Genomic DNA, 25,557 nt, shown 5'->3' on the forward strand with positions numbered 1-25,557 from the left:
TCAGAGCTCCAGCATGGTCTTGGCGATGATCGACCGCTGGATCTCGTTGGACCCGCCGTAGATCGAAAGCTTGCGGTTGTTGAGATACTGTCCGGTCGCCCGCGTGGCATGGTCGGGACCGATGGGGCCTTCGTTGTCGCCCTCGACCGCCTCGGACTGGAAGGGCAGCGCGTAGGGCCCGACGGCGAGCTTGGTCAGGGCGTTGATCTCCTGCCGGATGACGGTGCCCTTGATCTTGAGCATCGAGGATTCAGCGCCCGGCGCCTGTCCCGCGGCGGCGGCCGAGACAACGCGCAGGTTGGTCGTCGCCATCGCCATCAGGTCGATCTCGACCCGTGCCACGCGGGCGGCGAAATGGGGGTTCGCGGCCAGCGGCGCATCGCCGTCCATCTCGGCGGCCGCGATCCGCTTGAGGCTGTCGAGACCCGCATTGGCGAAGCCGACGCCCGCGATATTCGTCCGCTCGTGGGTCAGGAGGTACTTGGCATAGGTCCAGCCCTTGTTCTCTTCGCCCACGAGGTTGGTGACGGGCACGCGGACATCGGTGAACCAGACTTCGTTCACCTCGGCGCTGCCGTCGATCAGGACGATGGGCCGGACCTCGACGCCGGGCGTTGTCATGTCGATCAACAGGAAGCTGATCCCCTCCTGCGGCTTGCCCTCCTTCGAGGTCCGCACGAGGCAGAAGATGTGGTCTGCATACTGCCCCAGCGTGGTCCAGGTCTTCTGGCCGTTGACGACGTAGTGGTCGCCGTCGCGCATCGCTTCGCAGCGCAGGCTTGCCAGATCGGAGCCGGCGCCGGGCTCGGAGTAGCCCTGGCACCACCAGTCGGTGCCGTCGAGGATGCGCGGCAGGTAATGCGCCTGCTGCGCCGGCGAGCCGAATTTCTGCAGCACCGGCCCCAGCATCGCGATGCCGAAGGGCACGATCCGGGGCGCGCCGCGCGCGGTCGTCTCGTCCTCGAAGATATGGCGCTGTACGGCGTCCCATCCCGCGCCGCCGTGCTCGGCGGGCCAGTTCCCCGCGAGCCAGCCCTTCGCGTTCAGTATGGCGTGCCATTCCTCGTGATCGGCCTTGGTCAGCGCGCGCCCCGCCCGGCCTCGGTCGGTCAGGCGATCGGGCAGTTCGGCGTCGAGGAACGCGCGCACCTCGTCGCGGAAGGCGCGCTGGTCTTCGGTGTAGTCGAGGTTCATGTCGCGTCTCCGGGATAGATTTCGAAGAGGCCCGCCGCCCCCTGGCCGCCGCCGATGCACATGGTGACGACGCCCCATTTCGCGCCGCGCCGTCGCCCCTCATGCAACAGATGCATCGCCATCCGCGCCCCGGTCATGCCGAACGGGTGGCCGACCGAGATCGAGCCGCCGTCCACGTTCATCCGGTCGTCGTCGATCCCGAGCCGGTCGCGGCAATAGATCGCTTGGGAAGCGAAGGCCTCATTGAGCTCCCAGAGGTCGATGTCGTCCACCGTAAGGCCGTGGCGTTCGAGGAGGCGGGGCACCGCGAAGACCGGGCCGATGCCCATCTCGTCGGGCGCGCAGCCCGCGACGGCGAAGCCCCGGAACGCGCCCAGCGGCGTCAGTCCTTCGCGCGTCGCGGCGGCCTCGCTCGTCATCACCAGCGCCGCCGCGCCGTCCGAGAGTTGGGACGCGTTGCCCGCCGTGACGAATTGGTCGGGACCGCGCACGGGGTCGAGCCCGGCCAGCCCTTCCCGCGTCGTCGCGGGCCGGTTGCATTCATCGCGTGACACCGTGACCTCGCGCAGGGCGGTCTCGCCGGTGTCGCGGTCCTTCACCTCCATCGTCGCGGTGATCGGCGCGATCTCGGCGTCGAAGCGTCCGGCCTCTTGTGCTGCCGCGGTGCGCTGCTGGCTCGCCAGCGCCAGCGCGTCCTGATCGGCACGGGACACGCCGTAGCGCGCGGCGACGATATCCGCCGTTTCGATCATCGACAGGTAGAGGTCGGGGCGATGCGCCTCGATCCATGCCTCGCGCGAATGGCGGGGCGGCGGCAGGTTGAGGCTGATGCTCTCCAGCCCGCCGACCAGGACGGCCTCGGCACCCTCGGCCGCGATCATGTGGCCCCCCTGTGCGATCGCCTGCAGGCCGCTGGCGCAGAAGCGATTGACTGTGGCCCCCGCGATGCCGTCCGGCAGGCCCGCGCGCAGCACGATCTGGCGGGCGATGTTGCCGCCTGTCGCGTGCTCGGGATAGCCGCAGCCCCAGATGCTGTCCTCGACCAGGTTCGGGTCGAGCCCCGCGCGCGTGACGGCGGCGGCGGCGACATGCCCGCCGAGTGTCGCCCCGTGGGTCGCGTTGAACGACCCGCGCCCGGCCTTGCCGATGGGCGTGCGGGCCGTCGAGACAATGACGGCATCGGTCATATGGCGTCCTTCTTGTTGAGATCCGCGAACGCCCCGCCGCTTTCGGCCAACCGGCGCAGGAGCGGTGCGACCTGCCACGCATGGGGGTCGTGTTCGGCGAAGCGTTCGATATCGGTGACGATGCGCCCGAGGCCATGCTGGTCGGCCCAGTGCATCGGCCCGCCCCGCCAGCGCGGGAAGCCGTAGCCGTGGAGCAGCACCGCGTCGACATCGAGCGGGCGCGCGGCGATGCCCTCCTCGACGACCCGCGCCGCCTCGTTGACCATCGCGGCCATGTAGCGGGCGACGATCTCCGCGTCATCGAAGTCCCGCGGCGTCAGCCCGAGGTCGCGGCGCGTGGCCTCGACGATCTCGGTGACGTCCGGGTCCTCGGCCCCGCGCCTGTCGTCCGCGTAATCGTAGTAGCCCTTGCCGGTTTTCCGCCCCAGCCGACCCGCGTGGTAGAGCCGGTCGGCGAAGACCGGGCGGCGGTCGTGGGGGCCGGCCTCGGGGGCCTTCCGCTCGCGGGTCGCGAATCCGATATCGAGCCCGGCGAGATCAGAGACCTGGTAAGGTCCCATCGGGAAGCCGAAGCCCCGGATCGCGCGATCCACCTCGTAGGGATGCGCCCCGTCGAGCACCATATCGTCGGCGGCGCGGCGATAGGCCGAAAGGATACGGTTGCCGATGAAGCCGTCGCAGACGCCTGCCCGCACACCGATCTTGCCCAGCCGCCTGGCCAGCGCGAAGGCCGTGGAGGTGACGTCGGGGGCGGTGCTGTCCGGCACGACGATCTCGAGCAGTTTCATGACATGGGCTGGCGAGAAGAAATGCAGGCCGATCACGTCGGCGGGCCGGCTGGTCGCGGCGGCGATCTCTGCCACGTCGAGATAGGAGGTGTTGGTCGCGAGGATCGCACCGGGACGCAGGACGGCGTCGAGCGCGGCGAAGACCTCGCGCTTGACGGCCATGTCTTCGAACACCGCCTCGATCGCGAGGTCGGCGTCGGATAACGCGCCATAGTCGGTCGCGGTGCGGAAGGGCGGATCGGCGCGGGCCTCGGGGGCGAGCTTGCCGCGCTTGACGGCCGCATCGAGATTGGCGCCGACGGTTGCGGCGGCCCGGTTGGCGCTGTCCGCGTCCCGCTCGACCAGCGTGACGTCGAGCCCGGCGAGGAGTGCCGACGTCGCGATGCCCGCGCCCATCGTGCCGCCGCCGATGACGCCGATCCGGGCGATGTCGCGCGGCGTCGCGTCCAGCCCCGGCACCTTCGAGACGGCGCGATCGGTGAAGAACGCGTGGATCAGGCCCGCGCGCTGGGGGGTTTCGACCAGCTCGAGGAACAGGCGCCGCTCCTCGGCCAGACCGGCCTCGAAATCGCCGCCTGTCGCGGCCATGATTGCGTCGATGGCGGTCACCGGCGCGACCTGTCCCACCGTACGCGCGGCCGTGCGGTCGCGGAGGTCCGAAAGGTCGCCCGTGGGCACAGCACGGTCGCGGGTCCGGCGCGGGGGGTCGCCACGCAGCTCGTCGGCGAAGCGCCGTGCGGCGTCGCGCAGGTCTCCCTCGCCCACCCGGTCGATCAGGCCCATCTCGCATGCCGTCTCGGGGTCGACAGGCTTGCCGCTGGCGATCATCTCGCCCGCCGCCTCGAGCCCGATCAGGCGCGGGGTCCGCTGGGTGCCGCCCGCGCCCGGCAGGATGCCCAGCGTCACCTCGGGCAGGCCCAGTACGGTGCCCGGCATCGCCAGCCGCCAGTGGCAGCCGAGCGCGACCTCCAGCCCGCCGCCCAATGCCGCCCCGTGGATCGCGGCGAGGACAGGCTTCGGGCTGGCCTCGATCGCGCTCACCACCTCCGGCAGCGACGGCGCCTGCACGGGCTTGCCGAATTCAGTGATGTCCGCTCCGCCCAGGAACAGGCGTCCGCCGCCCATCACGACCGCGACCTCTGCGTCGCCATCGGCGCCGAAGCGCGCGATAGCGTCGTGGAGACCGGCGCGCACGGCATGGCCCAGCGCATTGACCGGCGGGTTGGCGACGGTGATCCATGCGATGCCGTCGTCGAGGTCGTAGGTCACGGGCGTCGTCATGCGGGCCTCCGGGTGTCGATATCCGCCGCCTCGGGGATCGGGGCGGGGGCGGGCGGCTGGCCCATGATGCGCTCCAACTCGCGGACGGTGTCGCGTAGCGCCGGGCCGACGCGGCCCTCCATCGCCTCGACCGGGAGCATCTCGGGCAGTGCGCCGCAGGTGAAGACCACAGGCTCGCCCAAGTCGCGGGGATGGAACGGCACCGCGACGGCATGGATATTGGCCGCGAAGTACTCAGCCGGGTCCGCGATGACATAGCCCTGCGCCAGAAGCTGTCCCGCCGCGTCCCGGCGGATCGTCCCGGCACGCGCGGGCGTCAGGCCACGCGCGCCATCGGCTTCGGTCACGACGTCGCCGAAGGTCTCGGCGGGCAGCGTGCCCAGAAGCGCGTGCCCCGAGGAGGAGCCGTTGAGCGGCGGCCGCGCCCCGACCTCGAGCCAGAGCGACGCGATCCCCTTTGGCCGCCACGTCCGCACGATCAGCATGTGCCCGCCGTCACGCACGAGGAGCAGTGACATCGTGCCTGTCTCGTCGGCCAGCCGCTGCATCAGGGGGGCGGCGATCTCGACGAAGCTGATCGAGGCGGCGGCGAGGTTTCCCAGCACCAGGAGCGCCGGGCCGGGCCGGTAGCGGTCGTGGCGGCGCGTGTGGGTCAGGTAGCCCAGCGATTGCAGCGTGAAGGTCAGCCGCGAGACGGTCGATTTCGGCAGGCCCGTCCGTTCGGCGATCTCGGCATTGCCCAGGCCATCGTCGCCTGCCCGAAAGGCGCGCAGGACGGACAATCCGCGGGCGAGTGTCGTGGCGAAGCGGCGGTCGTCCATCAGAGGCCTCCGGGGATCAAGAGCGAGATGATCGGAAAGGCCATGATGAGGATCAGGACGATGACGTCCACCGTCAGGAAGCGCAGGATGCCCGCGAAGATGCGGTCGAGCGGCACCTCTTTTCCGACCACGTTGGCGATGACGAAGACGTTCAGGCCGACGGGCGGGGTGATGAGCCCGATCTCGAGCAGCTTGATGACCACGACGCCGAACCAGATCAGGTCGAAGCCGTAGGTCTCGACCAGCGGGATCATCAGGGGCAGCGTCAGGACCATGATCCCGATCGGGTCGAGGAACATGCCCAGCAAAAGGTAGATCGCGGCGATGGCGATCAGAAGGACAAGGGGCGAGAACTCGGCCGCTGTGACCGCGCCGACGATATCGGGGGCGACGCCTGTCAGGGCGATGAAGGCGACGAAGATCTTGGCGGCGGCGGCGATGAGGAAGATGCTCGCCGTCTGGATCGCCGTCTCGCGGAGCGCCTCCCAGAGTGCGGCGAAGGTCAGCTTGCGCTGGGCGAATCCGATGAGGACGGCCATCGTGACGCAGACGGCCGCGGCCTCGGTCGCGGTGAAGATGCCCCCATAGATGCCGCCGACGATCACAGCGAAGAGGGCGACGGCGGGCCATGCGTCGAGCGCGGCGCGGCCCCGGTCGCGCATCGTCGTCGTCCCTTCGGGGATGGGGGCGGCGGCAGGATCGCGCCAGACCCAGACCGCGATCACGAGGATGAACCCCGCAAGCGACAGGAGCCCCGGCAGGATGCCCGCGAGGAACAGCGCCGAGATCGAGGTCTCGGTGAAGATGCCGTAGATGATGAAGAGGACCGAGGGCGGGATCAGCGAGCCGAGCGTGCCGCCCGCCGCGACGCTCGCCGTGGCCAGCCGCTTGTCATAGCCCATACGCAGCATCTCGGGCGAGCAGATGCGCCCCATGGTCGAGGCACAGGCGATGGATGACCCGGTGATGGCCGAGAAGCCGCCGCAGCCCACGACGCTCGCCATGGCCACGCCGCCGGGCAGGCGGGCCAGCCAGACGCGCGCGGCGTAGTAGATCTTGGTGGTGATGTCGGCGCGGTACGCGATGTGGCCGAGCGCCACGAAGAGCGGGATCATCGACAGGTCGTAGGAATGGATCAGGTCGAAGGAATTCGAGAACACCATCGACGTCGTGGGCCGGATCGCGCGCCACGGGGTGAAGTCGCCCGTGCGGAACGCGAAGAGGACAAAGCTGCCGAGCGTGGCCACCCCGGCCAGCGCAAAGGCGATGGGCACGCGGATCGCCAGAAGGCCGATGACGCTGGCGAAGGCGACGATGCCGATCAGCGTGCCGTCCATCAGGGGCGGTCCATCAGGTCGAGCGTGGTTTCGGGGTCGGCCAAGTGGCCGCCCCCGCGGATGGTGCGGATGTCTGTCGCCGCCATCAGCAGCAGGCGGATCCAGCAGAACACCATGCCGACGAGGAAGATCACGCGGCCCGGCCATTTCGGGAGCGAGAGCTCGCCGAAGAAGAACGACCCCGAAGCCCAGGTTTTCGCCAGCTCGTTCCAGCCCGCGTAGATCAGCGGCGACAGCGCCAGCACCCCGGCCAGGCTGCCCGCGACGATCAGCCAGTCCTGAACGCGGGGCGGCATCATCTTCGAGAGGAACTCGACGACGATATGCGACCGTGCGGCCGTCGCGGCGGCCAGCGGCAGGACGATCGCCGCGACCATCAGTTCGCGGACGATGACGATCGTGTCGGGGATGGCGCCGCCCATGGTCGCACGCATCACGACGCTGGTCGTGATCAGCAGGCCCAGCCCCATGATCGCGATCACGGAGAGGTCGAGGAGCAGGCGTTCGATGCGGTGCAACATGGGCGGTCCTCGGGTGGTGTCGGTGCGCGCGGCGGCCGCGCGCACCGGGATCCGGTCATCGGGGTCCGGTCAGCGGTCCCAGGGGTAGCCCTGGTCGTCGCGCTCGGCGGCGTATTGGGCCAGAAGACCGCGATACTCCTCCAGCAAGGCCGCACCGTCGAGGCCGACCTGTCCGGCCCGCTCGACCCAGGCGTCGACATATTGCGCGCCCTGTTCGACCAGCTTGTCGCGCTCGGCGGCGTCCAGCTCGATGATCTCGACCCCCGCGTCGCGCATGGTCTGCACCGCGCGCGCGTTATCGGCGGTGATGAGTTCGCCCAGCGTGTCGGCCATGGCGATGCCCGCCTCGCCCATCGTGGTCTGAACCGCGGGGTCGAGCGCGTCGTAGGCGTCCTTGTTCATGAAGATGCCGAGCGCGCCGACCTGGCCCCAGTCGAGCAGCGTGTAGGAGGTGATGACCTCCTGCTGCTTGAGGGCGGCGACGGCGTAGGAATAGCCTTGGCTGCAATCGAGAAGCCCCGTGTCGAGGCCCTGGTAGGCATCGTAGATCGACATCGCGACCATGTTCGCGCCGTAGTCGCGGAACGTGTCGCCATAGGCGCCGACGCCCCGGACCTTCAGCCCGTCGATATCGTCGACGCTGCGAATCGCGGCGTCCTTGCAGCCGATATTGACGGCGCTGGTGGTGAAGGTTCCGAGATAGACGAGATTCTGGTCGGCGAGGCTGGCCTGGATCGCGTCCGAAGACCGCATCAGCGCATCGGTCGCGCGCATCCCCACCCAGGCATCGGCGTTCTGGAGCGGCAGGTCGGCGATGCCGTAGCCGACCATCTCCTGCGGGAAATAGACGCCGATCACGGTGCCGAGGTCGGCCACGCCGTCGGCGATGGACCCGGCGGCGGCATTCGCCTTGAAGAGCGCGCCGCCCCATTGGACGTCGATCGAGACGGCGCCTTCGGTGCGCGCCTCGACGTCGTCGACGAAGCTTTGCAGCGCGGCGGCGCGCGCCCCGCGATTGGGGCCGGCCTCGCCCAGAATGAGCGTCGTCTGCGCGGCGACGGACGTGGCGGCAAGGCACAGCGCGGCAGCCGTGATGGCGAACGATTTCATGATGTCTCCTCCCAGAGTTCCACTATGCGGAATAGTGTTTCACTAATAGGAGGCTATGGAGCGCAGCGCGGGAAGGCAATGCCCTCCCGCTCGGCGTCGTCAGGCGGGCGGACCCTTGCGATGGGGCTTGGCCTTCCCGGCGGCGCGCGCCTTGTTCTTCTTGCTGTCGGGCCTGCCCGCGGGGGGCTTCGGGCCCTTCGGCTTTCCCTTGGGCGCCCAGTCCTTCACCACGCCCTCGGGCCGGTTGGCATGGGGCTTGGCGGGCTTCGGCTTCGGGCCTTTGGGGCGCGGCGCGTCCCCGTCATCTTCGCGCGGCTTGCCCTTGTAGGGCGCCTTTCCCTTGAAGGGCGGCTTTCCCTTGGGGCCGCCGGGCTTGAAGCCACCGGGCTTGCGATCATCGGGCGGTGGGCCCTCGGCGGTGTCGAGGCGCAGGCCGGGCTCGATCTCGGACCCGACGAGCTTGGTAACGGCAGCAGCGGAGGCTTCGCTCACCTGCAGGAAGCTTGCGCCCTCGCGGATGCGGATCGCGCCGATATCGTCGCGTCCGAGGCCGGCGGCCTTGCAGATCATCGGCAGCAGGCGGCGCGGCTCCAGCCCCGCCTCGCGCCCACCCGAAACCTGGAACCAGCGGCTGGGTCCGAACTCGGTGCGCTTCGCCTGCGCCTTGGCGGCCGCCTCGCCGGGCGACGACAGCTCCTCGGGAGCGGAATGGCGTGCGGCCCGCAGGCGCAGGTAGCCGGCGGCGAGCTGCTCGGGCGTGAACCGCGCGGCGAGGTCGTTAACCGTGACGCTCTCGTCCTCGGTGATGTCCTCGAACCAGGCGGGATCGTCCAGCATCCGGGCACGGTCGGCGTCGCGCACGGCATCGGCCGAGGGCGCGTCGGCCCACTCGGCCTTGAGCTTCGCCCAGCCGATCAGACGATGCGCCTTCTTGCGGGCGGCGGGCGGCACGATCATCACGCTCGTCCCCTTGCGCCCGGCCCGGCCCGTGCGCCCCGAGCGGTGCAGCAGGGTGTCGGAGCCGGTGGGCAGTTCGGCATGGATCACGAGGTCCAGATTGGGCAGGTCGATGCCGCGCGCCGCGACATCCGTCGCCACGCAGACCCGCGCGCGCCCGTCGCGCATCGCCTGAAGCGCGTTGGTCCGCTCGGATTGCGTCAGCTCACCCGAGAGCGCCACGACCGGGAAGCCCCGGTTCGACAGGCGCGTCGTCAGGCGGTTCACCATCGCGCGCGTATTGCAGAAGACGATGGCATTCGGTGCCTCGTAGAAGCGCAGAACGTTGATGATCGCGTTCTCGCCGTCATGCGGCGCGACGTTCAGGGCGCGGTACTCGATATCGGCATGGGCTTCGGTCTTCGAGGCGGTGGCGATACGCTTGGCGTCCCGCTGATAGCTTTCGGCGAGCTTGGCGATGGCGGCGGGGACGGTGGCCGAGAACATCAGCGTCTGACGGTCCTCTGGGCATTCGCCGAGGATGAATTCCAGATCCTCGCGGAAGCCGAGATCCAGCATCTCGTCGGCCTCGTCCAGCACGACGGCGCGGATCGAGCCCAAATCGATCGAGCCGCGCATGATGTGGTCACGCAGACGCCCGGGCGTCGCGACGACGACATGGGTGCCGCGGGCGAGGCCGCGGCGTTCGTCGCGCATGTCCATGCCGCCGACGGTCGAGGCGATCTGCGCGCCCGCCTTGGCATAGAGCCACGCCAGCTCGCGCCGGACCTGCATCGCCAGTTCGCGTGTCGGCGCCACCACGAGGGCCAGCGGCGCGCCCGCATCGGCGAACCGGTCGGACTCGCCCAGAAGCGTCGGCGCGATGGCCAGTCCGAAGCCCAGCGTCTTGCCCGATCCGGTCTGAGCCGACACCAAGAGGTCGGCCCCCTCCAGCGCGGGGTCGAGCACGGCCTCCTGCACGGGGGTGAGCGTGTGGTAGCCCCGCTCTTCGAGCGCGGCGGAGATGGTGGCTTTCATGGACGCGTCCCCGGTGGGATTGGGCAAGGCGCGGCAGCTACGCCAGCAGGGCGGGAATGTATAGGGCCGTGCAAGTGCTGGACACTGTCTGCCGCTGTGTCACATTCCCGTCATTCCGCCGGTGCTAGGGACCCGGCGGATCGAACGGGGCCCGAGCGCTCCGAAACAGGGAGAGATCTGATGACCAAGAGCCACCTTCTGGGCGCCGTCGCATTGGCCGCGCTGGCCTTCGCGATGCCCGCCGCCGCGCAGGATTGCGAGCGGGGCGACCTCGACGACCGATATTGCGACACCGATGGCGACCTGCTGGCCGACATCCCCACGGATGCCGCCGACCAGGTCGACCCGGACACGCTCATCTTCGCCTATACGCCGGTCGAGGATCCCGCCGTCTACGAGACGGCTTGGGCCGACTTCCTGACGCATCTGGAGGCGGCGACCGGCAAGGACGTCGTGTTCTTCCCCGTCCAGAACAACGCCGCCCAGATCGAGGCGATGCGCTCGGGCCGCCTGCATATCGCGGGCTTCAACACCGGGTCGAACCCGCTGGCGGTGAACTGCGCGGGCTTCCGGCCCTTCACCATCATGGCGGCGGAGGACGGCACCTTCGGCTACGAGATGGAGATCATCACCCATCCCGACAGCGGCATCACCGAGGTGGCAGACATCGCCGGCGGCCAGATGGCCTTCACCTCCGAGACGTCCAACTCCGGCTTCAAGGCGCCCTCGGCGATCCTCTCCTCCGAGTTCGGCATGACCGCGGGCGAGGATTTCGAGCCGGTCTTCTCGGGCAAGCACGACAACTCGATCCTCGGCGTGGCCAACAAGGACTACCCGGCCGCGGCGATCGCCAACACGGTCAAGACGCGCATGACCGAGCGCGGCGTGATCGAGGCCGACCAGATCGTCACGATCTATACCAGCCAGACCTTTCCCACGACGGGCTATGGCACCGCGCACAACCTGACGCCGGAGCTGCAGACCGCGATCCGCGACGCGTTCTTCTCGTTCGACTGGGCCGGGACCTCGCTCGAGGAGGAGTTCGGAAAGGGCGGCGAGTCGCAGTTCATCGAGATGACGTACCAGGAATTCTGGGACGTGATCCGGAAGATCGACGCGGCCAACGGCGTCAGCTACGCTTGCGAATGATCGCCTTCGGGTGACACAAGACTGCGCGGGGCGGCTTCAGGGGCCGCCTCGCGTTTATCGGGGGGACGGACATGCTGCGGCTCGACAAGCTGGTGAAGACCTACAAGACCGGCGACCAGGCGCTGAAATCCGTCGAACTCGAGGTTCCGGCCGGACAGGTGGTCGCCCTGATCGGGCCGTCCGGGGCAGGCAAGTCGACGCTGATCCGATGCATCAATCGTCTCGTGGAGCCGACCAGCGGGTCGGTCTGGCTGGGCGATGTCGACCTGACGCGGCTGGGCTCCGGGGCGCTGCGGCGCGAACGCCGGCGCATGGGCATGATCTTCCAGGAATACGCGCTGGTCGAGCGGCTGACCGTGATGGAGAACGTGCTGTCGGGACGGCTGGGCTATGTCGGGTTCTGGCGCTCGCTGACCCGGCGTTTCCCGCAATCGGACGTCAACGAGGCGTTCCGCCTGCTCGACCGCGTCGACCTGCTGCACATGGCCGACAAGCGCGCCGACGAGTTGTCGGGCGGCCAGCGTCAGCGCGTCGGCATCTGCCGCGCGCTGATCCAGAACCCCGCGCTCCTTCTGGTGGACGAGCCGACCGCGTCGCTCGACCCCAAGACCTCGCGGCAGATCATGCGCCTCATCTGCGAACTCTGCGCCGAGCGGGGCCTCGCGGCGATCATCAACATCCATGACGTGGCGCTGGCGCAGATGTTCGTCGCCCGCGTCGTCGGCCTGCGGTTCGGCGAAGTGGTGTTCGACGGCCCGCCCGAGGCGCTGACGGCCGACAAGCTGACCGAGATCTACGGCGAAGAGGACTGGGAGGCGACGATCGAACCCGTCGAGGACGAGATCGAGGCTGCCGAATGAGCGCGGCCACCCACCGCGAACTGGACGACATGCTGGGCACGGCCTGGCGTCGGCCCGCTTTCATCGAACGGCCCTGGCTGCGTTGGGTTCTGGGGATCGGGTTCGTGCTCTACCTCATCGCCGCCATCGCCTCGGTCGAGGTCGACTGGGGCCGCGTCTACGAGGGGCTCGACCGGGGCTGGGCCTTCGTGCTCGCCTTCACCTCGCCCGACTTCACGAGCCGGGGCAGCGACATCTGGAACGGCATGGTCGAATCGATTGTCATCACCGTCGCCTCCTCCGTCGTCGGCATTCTGATTTCCATCCCCATCGCACTGGGGGCCGCGCGCAACATCGCGCCCCTGCCGGTCTACGTCGTCTGCCGGGGCATCATCGCTGTCAGCCGCGCGCTGCAGGAGATCATCGTCGCGATCCTGCTGGTCGCGATCTTCGGCTTCGGGCCGCTTGCGGGATTCCTCACGCTCAGCTTCGCGACCATTGGGTTCCTGTCTAAGCTCCTGGCCGAGGATATCGAGAGCATGGACCGCAGCCAGGCAGAGGCCATCCGGGCAACGGGCGCGCGTTGGACCCAGTGGATCAACTACGGCGTGCAGCCGCAGGTCATCCCGCGCCTGATCGGTCTGTCGATCTACCGTGTCGACATCAACTTCCGCGAAAGCGCGATCCTCGGGCTGGTGGGCGCGGGCGGGATCGGGGCGACGCTGAACACCGCCTTCGACCGCTACGAATACGACACGGCGGCGGCGATTCTGCTGCTGATCATCGCGGTGGTGATGGCGCTGGAATACATCTCGGGCGTCGTCCGGGCGCGGGTGCAATAGATGCCGGTCCTTCAGACATCCGGACGCCCCGTCTGGCGCAAACGCACGACCGGCCAGGCCATGGTCCGCTGGTTCGGCTGGCTTCTCGGCGTCGCGATATTCCTGTGGTGCTGGGCGCAGATCTCCGAGTCGACGACGTGGTTCTTCGTCTGGGACGCGCCGCGCATCGCGGGCGACATCCTCGGGCGCGCCACGCCGCCCCGCTGGTCCTATATCGAGAACCTCTGGTGGCCGATCTGGGACACGCTCAACATCGCGACGCTGGGCACCATCGCGGCGCTGATCATGGCGGTGCCCGTGGCCTTCCTCGCGGCGCGCAACACGACGCCCTCGGCCTTGTTCATCCGGCCCGTGGCGCTCTTCATCATCGTGGCGACGCGCTCGATCAACTCACTGATCTGGGCGCTCCTGCTGATCGCGATCATCGGGCCGGGCGTCTTCGCCGGCATCGTGGCCATCGCGATCCGGTCGATCGGTTTTTGCGCCAAGCTGCTCTACGAGGCCATCGAAGAAATCGACCGCACCCAGGTCGAGGCGATCACCGCGACCGGTGCGTCCCGCTGGCAGGTCATGGCCTGGGGGATCGTACCCCAGATCGCGCCGGCCTTTGCGGGGATCGCGGTCTTCCGCTGGGACATCAACATCCGCGAGTCGACGGTGCTGGGCCTCGTCGGCGCGGGCGGGATCGGGTTGCAGCTGCAGGGCTCGCTCAACACGCTGGCCTGGCCGCAGGTGTCGCTGATCCTGCTCGTCATCCTCTTGGCGGTGGTCATCTCGGAATGGGTGTCGGCGAAGGTCCGGGGCGCGATCATCTGATGTTCGGCCCGATCTTCGACGGCTACGAGGCGGTTCGCAACCGGCTGCCCGAGGCCAAGACCGGGGGCGCCTGCGCGCATGCCGCCGATCTGTCCGAGATCGCGGATCGCTACGACGTGTTCCTGCTCGATGCCTTCGGTGTGCTCAATATCGGTGAGACGGCGATCCCCGGCGCGGTCGAACGGGTCCATGATCTTCGAGCGGCCGGAAAACGCGTCCTGATCGTCTCTAACGCGGCGGGTTTTCCCCATGCGCGTCTGATGGAGAAATACGATCGGCTGGGCTTCGACTTCGATTCGGATGATGTGATCACAAGTCGGATGGCGCTGCTATCCGCGCTGGACGACGCGCCCGCGCGACATTGGGGCGTGATGGCGAACCCCGATCTGGGCCGCGCCGATATCGAGGCGCTCGACCTGCGGTTCCTCGACGACGACCCGGCGGATTACGACGCGGTCGAGGGGTTTCTCCTGATCGGGTCGGCCGTCTGGACCGAGGACCGCCAGACCCTTCTCGAGCGGAGCCTGGCCGCCAACCCGCGCCCCGTCCTCGTCGGCAACCCGGACCTCGCCGCCCCGCGCGAGGGCGGCCCGTCGCGCGAGCCGGGGCATTGGGCGCACCGGCTGGCCGACGCGACCGGCATCGCGCCCGCGTTTCACGGCAAGCCCTTCGCGGATATCTACGACCTCGCCTTCGCGCGGCTGGGCACGCATCCCGGTCGGCGCGCGGTCATGGTTGGCGACAGCCTGCATACCGACATTCTCGGAGCGCAGGTGGCGGGCGTCGATTCGGCGCTGATCACCGGGCATGGCATCCTGCGGGAGTACGATGCCGAGGGCGCCATCGCCGCCAGCGGCATCCGCCCCGACTGGATCCTGCCGACCACCTAGAAGCCGACCCGGTCGCCGCCCTTGAGCTTCAGCATCGCGCGCGCGTCGGCGGGGGTCGCGATCTCCAGCCCCAGCCCCTCGATCAGCTCGCGCATCGCGGTCACCTGCTCGGCGTTGCTGCGGGCGAGCTGTCCCGGCCCGATCCAGAGACTGTCCTCCAGCCCGACGCGCACATGGCCGCCCAGCGCCACCGCCTGCAGCGCGACGGTGCGCTGGTTGCGGCCCGCGCCCAGCACCGACCATTCATAATCGGCCCCGAACAGGCGATCCGCCGTGCGCCGCATGTGCATCACGTCCTCGGGATGCGCGCCGATCCCGCCCAGCAGACCGAAGACCGACTGCACGAAGAACGGCGGCTCGACCAACCCGCGGTCCGCGAAATGCGCCAGCGTGTAGAGATGCCCGATATCGTAGCACTCGATCTCGAACCGGGTGCCGTTCTCGGCGCAGGTGGTCAGGATGTATTCGATATCCGCGAAGGTGTTCCGGAAGGGCCGGTCGCGCGATCCTTCGAGGAAGGGCCGCTCCCAGTCATGCGCGAACTCGGTGTAGCGATCGAGCATCGGGTAGAGGCCGAAATTCATCGTCCCCATGTTCAGCGACGCGACCTCGGGCGCGAATTGTGCGGCGGGTCGCACGCGCTCGTCCACCAGCATGGCGGGCGAGCCACCGGTGGTGACGTTGATCACCGCGTCGCAGCCCTGCCGGATGACGCCGAGGATCGGAGCGAAGGCTTCGGGCGATTGGTCCGGTGCGCCGGTCTCGGGATCGCGGGCGTGGATATGGACCAGCGCCGCGCCCGCCTCGGCCGCCCCGATGGCGGCATCGGCGATCTGGCTCGGCGTGACCGGCAGATGCGGCGACATGCTGGGCGTGTGGATGGCGCCGGTGACGGCGCAGGTGATCATGACCTTGCGGGGCATCGCGTCCTCCCTCTTCTATGCCAGCGTGGGAGGAACGGGCATGGACATGCAACTGAAAGACGCGCGCGTCATCGTGACGGCAGGCGCGAACGGCATCGGGCTGGCCATGGTCCGCGCCTTCCTGGCCGAGGGCGCGCGGGTCGCGACCTGCGACGTGGACGCGGCGGCGCTGGAGCCGCTGCGGGCGGAGGGGCTGCACGCGGAGGTCTGCGACGTGGCCGACACCGCGGCGGCGGCGGGGTTCATTGCGGGCGCGATCGACGCGCTGGACGGGCTCGATTGCCTGGTGAACAACGCCGGCATTGCGGGCCCGACGGCAGGGGTCGAGGATGTCGATCCCGGCGACTGGACCCGTGTCATCGATGTCTGCCTGACGGGACAGTTCAACTGCACGCGGGTCGCCGTGGCCGCCCTGAGGGCCAGCGCGAACGCATCGATCCTCAACGTCTCGTCGGCGGCGGGCAAGTTCGGCTTCGCGCGCCGGTCGCCCTATGCCGCGGCCAAGTGGGGCGTCATCGGGTTCACCAAGTCGCTGGCGCTGGAGCTGGGGCCGGACGGCATCCGGGCCAACGCGCTCTTGCCCGGCATCGTCGCAGGGGACCGTCAACGCCGGGTGATGGAAGCGCGGGCGCAGGCGCAGGGGAGGTCCGTGGCCGAGATCGAGGCCGCCGCTTTCGCCGCCGCCTCGATCAAGGAGTACGTCACGGCCGAGCAACTCGCCGACCAGGCGGTCTATCTCGCCAGTCCGCGCGGGCGCACGATCTCGGGGCAGGCCATCGCGGTGGATGGCGACCTCGGGATGCTCGGCTGACCGGGCTCAGCCCGCGACCGGCAGCCCCGCCGATTTCCAGCCGTTCAGGCCGCCCTTGATGACCGACGCGTCGTAGCCCATCCGGCGCAGCGTGTCGGCGGCCAGCGCGGCGCGGCCCCCGGCGGCGCAGAGCACGAGCACCTCGCCCGAGCCGGCCTTGGCGGTCAGCGCGACATCGGCGGCGTCCCCGCCCGGATCGGCCTTCCACTCCAGAAGGCCGCGCGGCACGTGCAGGGCGTCGGCGATGGTGCCGTTCTGCTGCAGCTCGCCCGGCTCGCGGATGTCGAGGATCAGGGCGCCGTTCCCCTGCCGGGTCAGCGCGTCGGCGGGTTCGATGGTGGCCACGCGGTCGTTGGCGGCGGCGATCAGGTCCTTGAGGCTTTCGGCCATCGGGATCTCCTTCAGGTGGCGAGGGCGGGCTTCAGGCGCCCGCCGAGGGTGAGCCCGATCAGCATCGCGGGCAGGAAGACGAGGGTGCCGGGCGCGCCAATCGCGAGGGCCGACCAGGCGGGGCCGGGGCAGAACCCGCCGATCCCCCAGCCGATGCCGAAGAGCGCGGCCCCCATCAGGAGCGGTCGGTCGATCCGGCTGGCCTCGGGCATCCGGAACGTGTCGCCGAGCATCGGCGCCGGGCTGCGCCAGACGAGGCGGAATCCGAGGAACGCCGTCACCGACGCGCCCCCCATCACGAAGGCGAGGCTGGGGTCCCATGCCCCCGCGAAATCGAGGAAGTTCAGGACCTTGGCGGGGTTCGCCATGCCGGACATCAGAAGGCCGATCCCGAAGACCAGACCCGCGACGAACCCCAGCGCCACGCGCATCAGACCGCCCCCCACGGGCCGTGGCGCAGCAGGAACACCGTGATCCCCGCGGTCGCCATGAACATCGCCACCGCTGCCAGCGACCGGGGTGAAAGCCGCGCCAGCCCGCAGACACCGTGCCCCGAGGTGCAGCCCGAGCCGATGGCCGTGCCGATGCCCACCACGAGGCCCGCGATGGCCATTCCGGGGAGGTTATCCGACACGGTCTGCGCCGGGAATTCGCCCGTTGCCATCAGCCAGACCAATGGCGCCGCGATCAGGCCGCCGAGAAACGCGATCCGCCAGCCGCGGTCGCCTTCGGTCGCCGCACCGGGGATCAGCCCGCCGGTCGTGATGCCCGAGATGCCCGCGATCCGCCCGAACAGCGCCATCACCATCACCGCGCTCAGCCCGATGAGGATGCCGCCCCCGAGCGAGGCCCAGGGCGTGAAGTCGGTCGGGATGGCGGGGGGCATGGCGGTCTCCGTCGGGCTGCGGTCCCGAACGGATGCCGCACCGCGCGCCCGCCGTCCAGATCCGCGTCTTGGCGCGGACCGCCGAACATGCCACCGATGGGCGGTTCCACCGGAGGCCCGAGATGACCCAGACCCCTCGCCATGGCGGCGCGCTGCTGACCGAATGCCTCGTGGCACAGGGGGTCGAGCGCGTATTCTGCATCCCCGGCGAAAGCTTCCTCGCCGCGCTCGACGGCCTCCATGACGCGGCGATCGACGTGGTCGTCGCCCGGCAGGAGGGCGGGGCCGCGATGATGGCCGAGGCGACCGGCAAGCTGACCGGGCGGCCCGGCGTGGCCTTCGTGACGCGCGGACCGGGGGCGACCAACGCCAGCGCGGGCGTGCATGTCGCGTTCCAGGATTCGACGCCGATGATCCTCTTCGTCGGACAGGTGGCCAGCGACCAGCAGGACCGCGAGGCCTTCCAGGAGGTCGATTACCGCCAGATGTTTGGCCCCCTGGCCAAGTGGGTCGGTCAGATCGACCGGGCCGATCGCATCCCCGAATATGTCTCCCACGCGTTCCACGTCGCGCAGTCGGGGCGCCCGGGGCCGGTGGTGCTGGCGCTGCCCGAAGACATGCTGTCGGGACCGGCCGAGGGTGAGGCGGTCCCGGCGGCGACGCTCGCGTCGGGCAAGGCGGCGGATGACGACATCGCGGAGATCGTCGCGCGGCTGGCCGGGGCCGAGCGTCCCTTCGTCATCGTGGGCGGCGGCGGTTGGGACGGCGATGCCCATGCCGCCATCGCGCGCTTCGCCGCGGCGATGGACCTGCCGGTCGGCGCGTCCTTCCGCTGTCAGGATTACATGGATAACGGGCATCCGAATTACGCGGGCGATGTCGGCATCGGCATCAACCCCGCGCTGGCCCGTCGTGTGCGCGACGCGGACGTGATCCTGGCGCTTGGGCCACGGCTGGGCGAGATGACGACGTCGGGCTACACGCTCCTGACGCCGCCGGTCCCGCGCCAGAGCCTGATCCACGTCCATGCGGACCCGTCCGAGCCGGGCCGCGTCTATCGCCCCGACATGGCGGTCACCGGACGCCCCGGTGCCGTCGCGGTGCAACTGGCCGAAGCCGCGCAGACCCGAACGGGGACGCGCGCCGCCGAGGCACGGGCCGAATACGAGGCGTGGCAGCAGCCCGAGGAGACGCCGGGCGCGTTGAAGATGGAGAGCGTCGTCGCGCATCTGGGCGAGGTGCTGCCCGACGACGCGATCTGGACGAACGGGGCGGGCAACTACTCGGCCTGGGCGCATCGCTACCACCGCTACCGCCGCTGGCGCACGCAACTGGCCCCGACCTCGGGGTCGATGGGCTACGGCCTGCCGGCGGCCATCGCGGCGAAGCTGCAGGATCCCGCGCGCGACGTGATCTGCCTGGCCGGCGACGGCTGCTTCCAGATGGTCAGCCAGGAATTCGCCACCGCCTGCGGGACCGGGGCGAACGTGATCGTCCTCGTCTGCGACAACGGCATGTACGGCACGATCCGGATGCACCAGCAGAAGCACTATCCTGGCCGCCCTTCGGGCACCGCGCTGCACAACCCGGACTTCGCGGCGCTCGCCCGCGCCCATGGCGGCCACGGCGAGACGGTGGCGGCGGATGGTGAATTCCCCGAAGCGCTGGAGCGCGCTCGGGCGAGTGGCCTGCCGTCGATCATCCACCTGAAACTTGACCCGGCCGCGCTGTCGCCGAAGCTGCGGCTGGAAGGGACCTAGTTCGCCGCCATCTCGGTGCCGACCGAACGGTACCAGTCGCGCAGGATCGCCCGTTCCGCAGGCGTGATACCGGTCAGGTTGGCGGGCGGCATCGCGTGGCTGACCCCGGCCTGCAGGTAGATCTCGCGCGCGTGCCGGGCGATGTCGGCGGGCACCTCCAGATGCACGCCCTTCGGCGCCCAGAGCATGCCGTCCCAGTTCGGCTCGCGCGCGTGGCACATCGAGCAGCGCCCCGCGACGACGTTCGCCGCCGCCTCGAAGCCGGGGGCGGCGGCGAAGCGGGTCTCGGCGGGCGTCAGGAGCGCGGTGTCCAGCGTTTCGTAATCGCCGTCGAACATCCGCGCCGTCGAGAGCCAAGCGATCGCGACGAAGATCAGGCCCGTCGCGAGCCATGTCCAGGCGGGCCCTTGGCCCGTGGAATGAAGCGTATTGAAATAGTGCCGGATCGAGACGCCCATCAGGAAGACCAGCGCCGCGATGATCCAGGCCGCGTCGGTTCCGAAGGCCAGCGGGTAGTGGTTCGACAGCATCAGGAACAGGACAGGCAGCGTCAGGTAGTTGTTATGCGTCGAACGCAGCTTGGCGATCTGGCCGTACTTGGCGTCGGGCGTGCGCCCGGCCTTGAGATCCGCCACCACGATCCGCTGGTTCGGCATGATGACGAAGAACACGTTGCCCGACATGATCGTCGCGGTCATCGCGCCCAGATGCAGCAGCGCCGCGCGCCCCGTGAAGACCTGGTTCAAGAGCCAGGACGACGCGACGATCCCCGCGAAAAGGACCAGCATCACCGCCGTCGCGTTCGACTTCAGCGGCGAGCGGCAAAGCGCGTCATAGCCGATCCAGCCGCCCGCGAGGAACGCCGCCGACAGCGCGATGGCCTGCCAAGGCGCGAGGTCGGCACGGGCCGGGTCGATGAGGTAGAGTTCGGACCCCGCCCAGTAGACGATGGCCAGCAGCGCCGCGCCCGAAATCCACGTCCAATAGGCCTGCCATTTGTGCCAGGTCAGGTGCTCGGGCAGGCGGTCGGGCGCCACGAGGTATTTCGTCGTGTGATAGAAGCCCCCGCCATGCACCTCCCATTCCTCGCCGTAGGCACCCTTCGGCATGCCCGGCGCTTGCCGCAGCCCGAGGTCGAGCGCGATGAAATAGAAGCTCGACCCGATCCACGCGATGCCGGTGATGACATGCAGCCAGCGGACCCCGAAGGCCAGCCAGTCCCACATGACGGCAAAGTCGTACATCTCAGCTGCCTCGATAGGTCGAATAGCCGAAGGGGCTGAGAAGGAGGGGGACGTGATAGTGATCTGCGGCGTCCATTCCGAAGCGGATCGGGATTTCGTCGAGGAACAGCGGCTCGGCCCCGTGACCCTCTGCCCGCAGGTAGTCGCCCGCGTGGAAGGTAAGGGTATAGATGCCGGTCGCGAACTCCGCTTCGGGCAGGATCGGCGCATCGGTGCGGCCGTCCGCGTTCGTGACGGCTTCGGACAGGCGCGTCGCACCGTCGCCGTCGATGCGGTCGAGCGTGATCCGGAGGCCCGCCGCGGGGCAGCCCCGCGCGGTATCGAGCACATGCGTCGTCAAGTAGCCCGCCATGATCGTCCCCTTGCCTGTCGTCCCGCCCCCCGGTCTAAGGTGAGCCGGTCTGCGAAGGAAGATGCCATGGACGCCCCCCGCTATCCCCGCGACATGCACGGCCACGGCGCCAACCCGCCCGATCCGGCCTGGCCTGGCGGCGCGCGCATCGCGGTGCAGATCGTGCTGAACTACGAGGAGGGCGGCGAGAATAGCGTCCTGCACGGCGATCCGGCGTCGGAGGCATTCCTCAGCGAGATCACGGGCGCCCAACCCTGGCCGGGGATGCGCCATGCGAACATGGAATCGATCTACGAATACGGCGCGCGGGCCGGGTTCTGGCGGCTGCATCGGCTGATGGCGGACCTGCCGATCACGGTCTACGGCGTCGCCAGCGCGCTGGCCCGCGCGCCCGTTCAGGTCGAGGCGATGCGGGCGGCGGGCTGGGAGATCGCGAGCCACGGTCTGAAATGGATCGAGCACAAAGACATGCCCGAGGCCGAGGAACGCGCCGCCATCGCGGAGGCGATCCGCCTGCACACCGAGGTCACGGGCACGGCCCCGCGCGGGTTCTACTGCGGCCGGTCGAGCGAAAGGACGCTGGCGCTTGCCGCCGAGACCGGCACCTTCGCCTATCTCGCCGACAGCTATGCCGACGACCTGCCTTACTGGGTGGAGTACGGCGACCGCGACCAGCTCATCGTGCCTTATACGCTCGACGCCAACGACATGCGCTTTGCGATCCAGGCCGGGCATCCTGACGGAGCCTCGTGGGAGCGGTATCTGCGTGACAGCTTCGACTGCCTCTACCGCGAAGGCGGGCGAATGATGTCGGTGGGCCTGCATTGCCGGCTGGCGGGACGGCCGGGCCGGGCCGAGGCGCTGCGCCGCTTCCTCGACCACGCGCGCGGGCACGAGGGCGTGTGGTTCGCCACCCGCGAGGCGATCGCGGAACATTGGGCCGCGACGCATCCCCCTGTCCGGCGCGACCGGCCCTCGGCGATGGATCGCGCAGCGTTCGTGGCGCGGTTCGGGGGGGTCTTCGAGCACAGTCCGTGGATCGCCGAGCAGGCGTGGGCCGGGGAGCTGGGACCCGTCCACGACACGCCCGCGGGCCTGCACAACGCGCTGGCGCGGGTGTTCCGGACCGCCTCGGAGGACGAGCGTCTCGGCGTTCTTCGCGCGCATCCCGATCTTGCGGGAAAGCTGGCCGCGGCGGGTCGGCTGACCGAGGAGAGCACCTCCGAGCAGGCGAGCGTCGGGCTGGACCTTCTGACCAATACCGAGCGCGACACCTTCGAGGAGTTGAACGGGGCCTATGTCCGGAAACACGGCTTTCCGTTCATCGTCGCGGTGCGCGATCACACCAAGGCCGAGATCCTCTCGATGTTCGGGCGGCGGATCGACAACGACACGCCCGCCGAGATCGCGGAGGCCTGCCGCCAAGTCGAACGCATCGCGCGGCTGCGGCTGGAGGACATGGTGTGAGGACGATCGCCGCGCGGCCGCTGACGGCCGCGGCTTTCGCGCATTTCGGTGACGTGCTGGCGCTGGGCGAGACGCCGACGAAGATGATCAACGCGGGGATGTGCGGGCGGCACCACGATCTGGCCGCGCTCGATTTCGGCGACGGGCGTGCGGGGATCAGCCTGTTCGACGCGACGCCGCGCACGCTGCCTTACACGCTCGACCTGATGGAGCGGCATCCCGAGGGCAGCCAGGCGTTCATCCCGATGCATCGCGCCGAATGGCTGGTGATTGTGGCCCCGGATGCCGGGGGCGTGCCCGGCGATCCGCTGGCTTTCCTTGCGGCGCCGGGGCAGGGGATCAACCTGCATCGCGGGACGTGGCATGGCGTGCTGACGCCCCTCGCAGCCCCCGGTCTCTTCGCGGTGGTCGACCGGATCGGCGCGGGCGCGAACCTCGAGGAACACCCGCTCGACCCGCCCTGGACGGTGACCGCCTGACCCGGCGTGTCAGCCCCGGCGGGGCAGCGGCGCGTGGCGGTTCACGTCCTTGTAGAGCAGGTAGCGGAACGGGCCCGGCCCGCCCGCGTAACAGGCCTGCGGGCAGAAGGCGCGAAGCCACATGAAATCGCCCGCCTCGACCTCGACCCAGTCGCGATTGAGCGCATAGACCGCCTTCCCCTCCAGCACGTAAAGTCCGTGTTCCATCACATGCGTCTCGAGGAAGGGGATCACGGCGCCGGGTTGCAGGGTGACGATGGTCACATGCATGTCGTGGCTCATGTCGGCCGGGTCCATGAACCGGGTCGTGGCCCATGCGCCGTCGGTGTCCGGCATCGCCGTCGGCGTGACGGCATCGTCGGATGCGGTGAAGAACGCCGGCGGTGCGACGCCCGGCGCAGGCTCCCACGCCTTCCGGATCCAATGGAAGGTCAGCGCGGCGTCGCCCCGGTTCCAGAGCGTCCAGTCCGCACCCGGCGGGACATAGGCGAAGCCCCCCGCCGCCAGCGTCTCCGTCCTGTCCCCGACCGTCAGCGTCATCGTGCCGCCCGTGACGAAGAGCGCGCCCTCGGCGCCCGCATCCGCCTCGGGCCGGTCCGACCCCCCGCCGGGCGCGACCTCCATGACATACTGGCTGAAGGTCTCGGCGAAGCCAGACATCGGCCGTGCGATCACCCAAAGCCGCGTGTCCTGCCAATGCGGCAGCGCGCTGGTGGTGATGTCGCGCATCGTGCCATGCGGAATGACCGCGTAGGCGTCGGTGAAGACGGCCCGCCCGGTCGTGAGGTCGGTCTGCGGCGGCAGGCCGCCGCTTGGTGCGAAGTAGTTGGCCATGATGTCCCCTAGCCGGAATCAGGCCGACGGGGGAAGCCGCTCGCGCAGGGTCGGGGGCACGTATCGCAGGATCAGGGCCCGGACCGACTGCCAGCCCGCGCCCAAGCCCACGAGCAGCGCGCCGAGCGCGAGGATCGTCGGCGCGGCCCCCTGGCCGTCGGTCGCGATGACGATGAGCGCCACGAGATAGCCCACGGCCGAGATCAGGAACGAACGGCGGTCGATGGCGATCGCGACCAGCGCGAACGCGAGGAGGAGGAGACCGAGCGCGAGGCTGGCCGGCCCCGTATCCTGCCCGATCAGCGTCAGGGCGACGGTGTTGACGATGGCGGGGGCCGCGATGATGTGAAGCCAGAAGCCGTTGGCCGAGCGCAGGCCAACGCGGTGCGGATCCGACATGTCGAAGCGCATCGCCAGCGCGAAGAGCGCCAGTCCGAAGAGGAGCGTGCCCCAGGCGAACGGGCCTTCGGACGAGAGACGGAACAGGTTGTCCCCCTCGAGCGGCACCTCCGACAGCGATGCCAGCCCCACCATCAGGCAACCGAAGGCCGAGGCGGCGAGAATCGCCATCGCGAAGGGCACGCGGTAGCGCAGCCAGTAGGCGAAGGTCGTCGCCGTCGTCAGCGCGAGCGGCAGGACCGATCCCTCGAGGTCCATGCCGCCGAAGACACTGATGCTGCGGTTCCACATCGACCAGAAGGCGAAGGCAGCGGCGGCCCAGCCGACGGTCAGCGCGATGGCCGGTGCGATCATGCGGCGGCGACGGATGAAGTATTCCGCCAGAAGCGCGATCAGCACGAGCGTCGCGATGCCGGCAACGAGCGAGACGGTGCGGAAATTGCCGGCATCCGCGATGACGAGCGACCAGACTCCGAACCAGCCGAAGGACAGGATCCCGAGACCCACCACGATGAAGATCTCGTTGAAGCCGCGGAAGAGCTCGAACGGCTCCTCGCCCGGACGAAGGGACAAGCGGCCCCGGCGGCGCGCGTCGGCGAGGCCCACGAGGCTGGCGGCCTGTGCCTCCGTGAGGGTGCCGGCGCCGACCGCGGCGCGCAGATCGTCGCGCTCGATCACGCTTCGATCGTCTCGAGCGTGAGGCTGCCATTGGTGTAGACGCAGACGTCGGCGGCGATCGCCATGGCGCGGCGCGCGACCTCCTCGGCCGAAAGGTCCCCGTCCATCAGCGCGCGCCCTGCGGCCAGCGCGTAATTGCCGCCCGATCCGATGGCCGCGATGTCATGCTCGGGTTCCAGCACGTCGCCCGCGCCGGTCACCACCAGAAGGTCCGTGCCATCGGTCACGATCAGCATCGCCTCGAGCTTCTGGAGGTATTTGTCCGTCCGCCAGTCCTTGGCCAGCTCGACGCAGGCCCGCTGGAGCTGGCCCGGCGTGGCCTCGAGCTTCTGCTCCAGCCGCTCGAGCAGGGTGAACGCATCCGCCGTCGAGCCCGCGAAGCCGCAGACCACGTCGTGCCCGCCGGGCGAGAGGCGGCGCACCTTGCGGGCCGTGCCCTTCATCACCGTCTGGCCGACACTGACCTGCCCGTCGCCCGCGACGACGACATGGCCGCCCTTGCGGACGCCGATGATGGTGGTGCCGTGCCAGCCGGGAAAATCGCTCATGCCGTGGTCCTCCTGCCGCGCGAGGGCGCGCGGTCGC

Annotated in this window: 26 protein-coding genes; 9 read left to right on the plus strand and 17 right to left on the minus strand. The window is 69.5% G+C overall.

The features are described from left to right. The 8 genes from Q0833_RS16900 to Q0833_RS16935 form a co-directional block, all read right to left on the minus strand. Complete coding sequence (locus Q0833_RS16900) at nucleotides 1-1,194, minus strand: acyl-CoA dehydrogenase family protein (RefSeq protein ID WP_298437787.1); 1,194 nt, start codon at nucleotides 1,192-1,194, stop codon at nucleotides 1-3. Next, complete coding sequence (locus Q0833_RS16905; RefSeq protein ID WP_298437790.1) at nucleotides 1,191-2,381, minus strand: acetyl-CoA C-acyltransferase; 1,191 nt, start codon at nucleotides 2,379-2,381, stop codon at nucleotides 1,191-1,193. Before Q0833_RS16905 ends, Q0833_RS16900 begins: the two co-directional genes overlap by 4 nt. Then, entirely contained in the window at nucleotides 2,378-4,450 is a 2,073-nt protein-coding gene (locus tag Q0833_RS16910) for a 3-hydroxyacyl-CoA dehydrogenase NAD-binding domain-containing protein (protein ID WP_298437793.1), read from the minus strand. Before Q0833_RS16910 ends, Q0833_RS16905 begins: the two co-directional genes overlap by 4 nt. Beyond that, complete coding sequence (locus tag Q0833_RS16915; protein WP_298437795.1) at nucleotides 4,447-5,271, minus strand: IclR family transcriptional regulator; 825 nt, start codon at nucleotides 5,269-5,271, stop codon at nucleotides 4,447-4,449. The genes Q0833_RS16910 and Q0833_RS16915 overlap by 4 nt, the downstream gene beginning before the upstream one ends. After that, on the minus strand, nucleotides 5,271-6,608 hold the full coding sequence (locus Q0833_RS16920) for a TRAP transporter large permease (protein ID WP_298437798.1): 1,338 nt from the start codon (nucleotides 6,606-6,608) through the stop codon (nucleotides 5,271-5,273). Before Q0833_RS16920 ends, Q0833_RS16915 begins: the two co-directional genes overlap by 1 nt. After that, nucleotides 6,608-7,129 (minus strand): TRAP transporter small permease, encoded by a 522-nt coding sequence (locus Q0833_RS16925; RefSeq protein ID WP_298437801.1) that lies wholly within the window; start codon nucleotides 7,127-7,129, stop codon nucleotides 6,608-6,610. Before Q0833_RS16925 ends, Q0833_RS16920 begins: the two co-directional genes overlap by 1 nt. 69 nt (nucleotides 7,130-7,198) lie before the next feature. Continuing rightward, nucleotides 7,199-8,239, minus strand: coding sequence for a C4-dicarboxylate TRAP transporter substrate-binding protein (locus Q0833_RS16930; protein WP_298437802.1), 1,041 nt, complete (start codon nucleotides 8,237-8,239; stop codon nucleotides 7,199-7,201). A gap of 99 nt (nucleotides 8,240-8,338) precedes the next feature. Beyond that, entirely contained in the window at nucleotides 8,339-10,213 is a 1,875-nt protein-coding gene (locus Q0833_RS16935; RefSeq protein ID WP_298437805.1) for a DEAD/DEAH box helicase, read from the minus strand. Between the two features lie 180 nt (nucleotides 10,214-10,393). Between Q0833_RS16935 and phnD the strand changes: the two genes are divergently transcribed. The 5 genes from phnD (at nucleotide 10,394) to Q0833_RS16960 (ending at nucleotide 14,749) form a co-directional block, all read left to right on the plus strand. Beyond that, nucleotides 10,394-11,362, plus strand: a complete 969-nt coding sequence (gene phnD, locus Q0833_RS16940) for a phosphate/phosphite/phosphonate ABC transporter substrate-binding protein (RefSeq protein ID WP_298437808.1) — start codon at nucleotides 10,394-10,396, stop codon at nucleotides 11,360-11,362. Nucleotides 11,363-11,433: 71 nt separating this feature from the next. Then, nucleotides 11,434-12,222, plus strand: a complete 789-nt coding sequence (gene phnC / locus Q0833_RS16945; RefSeq protein ID WP_298437811.1) for a phosphonate ABC transporter ATP-binding protein — start codon at nucleotides 11,434-11,436, stop codon at nucleotides 12,220-12,222. Continuing rightward, nucleotides 12,219-13,043 carry a phosphonate ABC transporter, permease protein PhnE gene (phnE, locus tag Q0833_RS16950; RefSeq protein ID WP_298437814.1) on the plus strand — a complete coding sequence of 275 codons (825 nt, stop codon included), beginning with the start codon at nucleotides 12,219-12,221 and terminating at the stop codon, nucleotides 13,041-13,043. The genes phnC and phnE (Q0833_RS16950) overlap by 4 nt, the downstream gene beginning before the upstream one ends. Then, entirely contained in the window at nucleotides 13,044-13,859 is an 816-nt protein-coding gene (gene phnE / locus Q0833_RS16955) for a phosphonate ABC transporter, permease protein PhnE (protein ID WP_298437817.1), read from the plus strand. Next, the gene (locus Q0833_RS16960; protein ID WP_298437820.1) at nucleotides 13,859-14,749 is read left to right on the plus strand and encodes a TIGR01459 family HAD-type hydrolase; all 891 of its coding nucleotides are present in this window, start codon (nucleotides 13,859-13,861) and stop codon (nucleotides 14,747-14,749) included. The genes phnE (Q0833_RS16955) and Q0833_RS16960 overlap by 1 nt, the downstream gene beginning before the upstream one ends. Here the strand turns inward: Q0833_RS16960 and Q0833_RS16965 are convergent. Then, nucleotides 14,746-15,672: a 3-keto-5-aminohexanoate cleavage protein gene (locus Q0833_RS16965; protein ID WP_298437823.1), complete on the minus strand. Its 927-nt coding sequence runs from the start codon at nucleotides 15,670-15,672 to the stop codon at nucleotides 14,746-14,748. The two genes, Q0833_RS16960 and Q0833_RS16965, sit on opposite strands and share 4 nt — an antisense overlap. 40 nt (nucleotides 15,673-15,712) lie before the next feature. Here Q0833_RS16965 and Q0833_RS16970 point away from each other — a divergent pair, with 40 nt between their 5' ends. Further along, nucleotides 15,713-16,483 carry an SDR family oxidoreductase gene (locus Q0833_RS16970; RefSeq protein WP_298437826.1) on the plus strand — a complete coding sequence of 257 codons (771 nt, stop codon included), beginning with the start codon at nucleotides 15,713-15,715 and terminating at the stop codon, nucleotides 16,481-16,483. Nucleotides 16,484-16,489: 6 nt separating this feature from the next. Here the strand turns inward: Q0833_RS16970 and Q0833_RS16975 are convergent, their stop codons facing one another. From Q0833_RS16975 to Q0833_RS16985, 3 genes are read right to left on the minus strand one after another with little or no spacing between them, the layout of a single operon-like run. Beyond that, complete coding sequence (locus Q0833_RS16975) at nucleotides 16,490-16,873, minus strand: rhodanese-like domain-containing protein (protein WP_298437829.1); 384 nt, start codon at nucleotides 16,871-16,873, stop codon at nucleotides 16,490-16,492. Between the two features lie 11 nt (nucleotides 16,874-16,884). Further along, nucleotides 16,885-17,304 (minus strand): DUF6691 family protein, encoded by a 420-nt coding sequence (locus Q0833_RS16980; protein WP_298437832.1) that lies wholly within the window; start codon nucleotides 17,302-17,304, stop codon nucleotides 16,885-16,887. Further along, nucleotides 17,304-17,759, minus strand: coding sequence for a YeeE/YedE thiosulfate transporter family protein (locus Q0833_RS16985; RefSeq protein WP_298437834.1), 456 nt, complete (start codon nucleotides 17,757-17,759; stop codon nucleotides 17,304-17,306). Before Q0833_RS16985 ends, Q0833_RS16980 begins: the two co-directional genes overlap by 1 nt. Nucleotides 17,760-17,881: 122 nt before the next feature. Here Q0833_RS16985 and Q0833_RS16990 point away from each other — a divergent pair, with 122 nt between their 5' ends. Beyond that, nucleotides 17,882-19,519 (plus strand): thiamine pyrophosphate-binding protein, encoded by a 1,638-nt coding sequence (locus Q0833_RS16990; RefSeq protein WP_298437837.1) that lies wholly within the window; start codon nucleotides 17,882-17,884, stop codon nucleotides 19,517-19,519. Here the strand turns inward: Q0833_RS16990 and Q0833_RS16995 are convergent. Together Q0833_RS16995 and uraH are read right to left on the minus strand one after the other, a co-directional pair. Continuing rightward, nucleotides 19,516-20,763, minus strand: a complete 1,248-nt coding sequence (locus Q0833_RS16995; RefSeq protein WP_298437842.1) for a urate hydroxylase PuuD — start codon at nucleotides 20,761-20,763, stop codon at nucleotides 19,516-19,518. The genes Q0833_RS16990 and Q0833_RS16995 overlap by 4 nt on opposite strands. A gap of 1 nt (nucleotide 20,764) precedes the next feature. Beyond that, nucleotides 20,765-21,115, minus strand: a complete 351-nt coding sequence (gene uraH, locus Q0833_RS17000; RefSeq protein ID WP_298437845.1) for a hydroxyisourate hydrolase — start codon at nucleotides 21,113-21,115, stop codon at nucleotides 20,765-20,767. A gap of 66 nt (nucleotides 21,116-21,181) precedes the next feature. Here uraH and puuE point away from each other — a divergent pair, with 66 nt between their 5' ends. Further along, nucleotides 21,182-22,582, plus strand: coding sequence for an allantoinase PuuE (gene puuE, locus Q0833_RS17005; RefSeq protein WP_298437847.1), 1,401 nt, complete (start codon nucleotides 21,182-21,184; stop codon nucleotides 22,580-22,582). Then, nucleotides 22,579-23,061 carry an ureidoglycolate lyase gene (locus Q0833_RS17010; protein ID WP_298437850.1) on the plus strand — a complete coding sequence of 161 codons (483 nt, stop codon included), beginning with the start codon at nucleotides 22,579-22,581 and terminating at the stop codon, nucleotides 23,059-23,061. The genes puuE and Q0833_RS17010 overlap by 4 nt, the downstream gene beginning before the upstream one ends. A gap of 9 nt (nucleotides 23,062-23,070) precedes the next feature. On the opposite strand, the gene Q0833_RS17015 is transcribed toward Q0833_RS17010, so the two are convergent. From Q0833_RS17015 to hslV, 3 genes are read right to left on the minus strand one after another with little or no spacing between them, the layout of a single operon-like run. Beyond that, on the minus strand, nucleotides 23,071-23,895 hold the full coding sequence (locus Q0833_RS17015) for a bifunctional allantoicase/(S)-ureidoglycine aminohydrolase (RefSeq protein ID WP_298437853.1): 825 nt from the start codon (nucleotides 23,893-23,895) through the stop codon (nucleotides 23,071-23,073). 18 nt (nucleotides 23,896-23,913) lie between these two features. Further along, a complete protein-coding gene (locus Q0833_RS17020; RefSeq protein WP_298437856.1) occupies nucleotides 23,914-24,972 on the minus strand; it encodes a hypothetical protein in 1,059 nt (352 codons plus the stop codon). Then, nucleotides 24,969-25,520: an ATP-dependent protease subunit HslV gene (hslV, locus tag Q0833_RS17025; protein WP_298437859.1), complete on the minus strand. Its 552-nt coding sequence runs from the start codon at nucleotides 25,518-25,520 to the stop codon at nucleotides 24,969-24,971. Before hslV ends, Q0833_RS17020 begins: the two co-directional genes overlap by 4 nt. Nucleotides 25,521-25,557: the final 37 nt, after the last annotated feature.

The organism is uncultured Jannaschia sp., from assembly GCF_947503795.1.
Classification (GTDB): domain Bacteria; phylum Pseudomonadota; class Alphaproteobacteria; order Rhodobacterales; family Rhodobacteraceae; genus Jannaschia.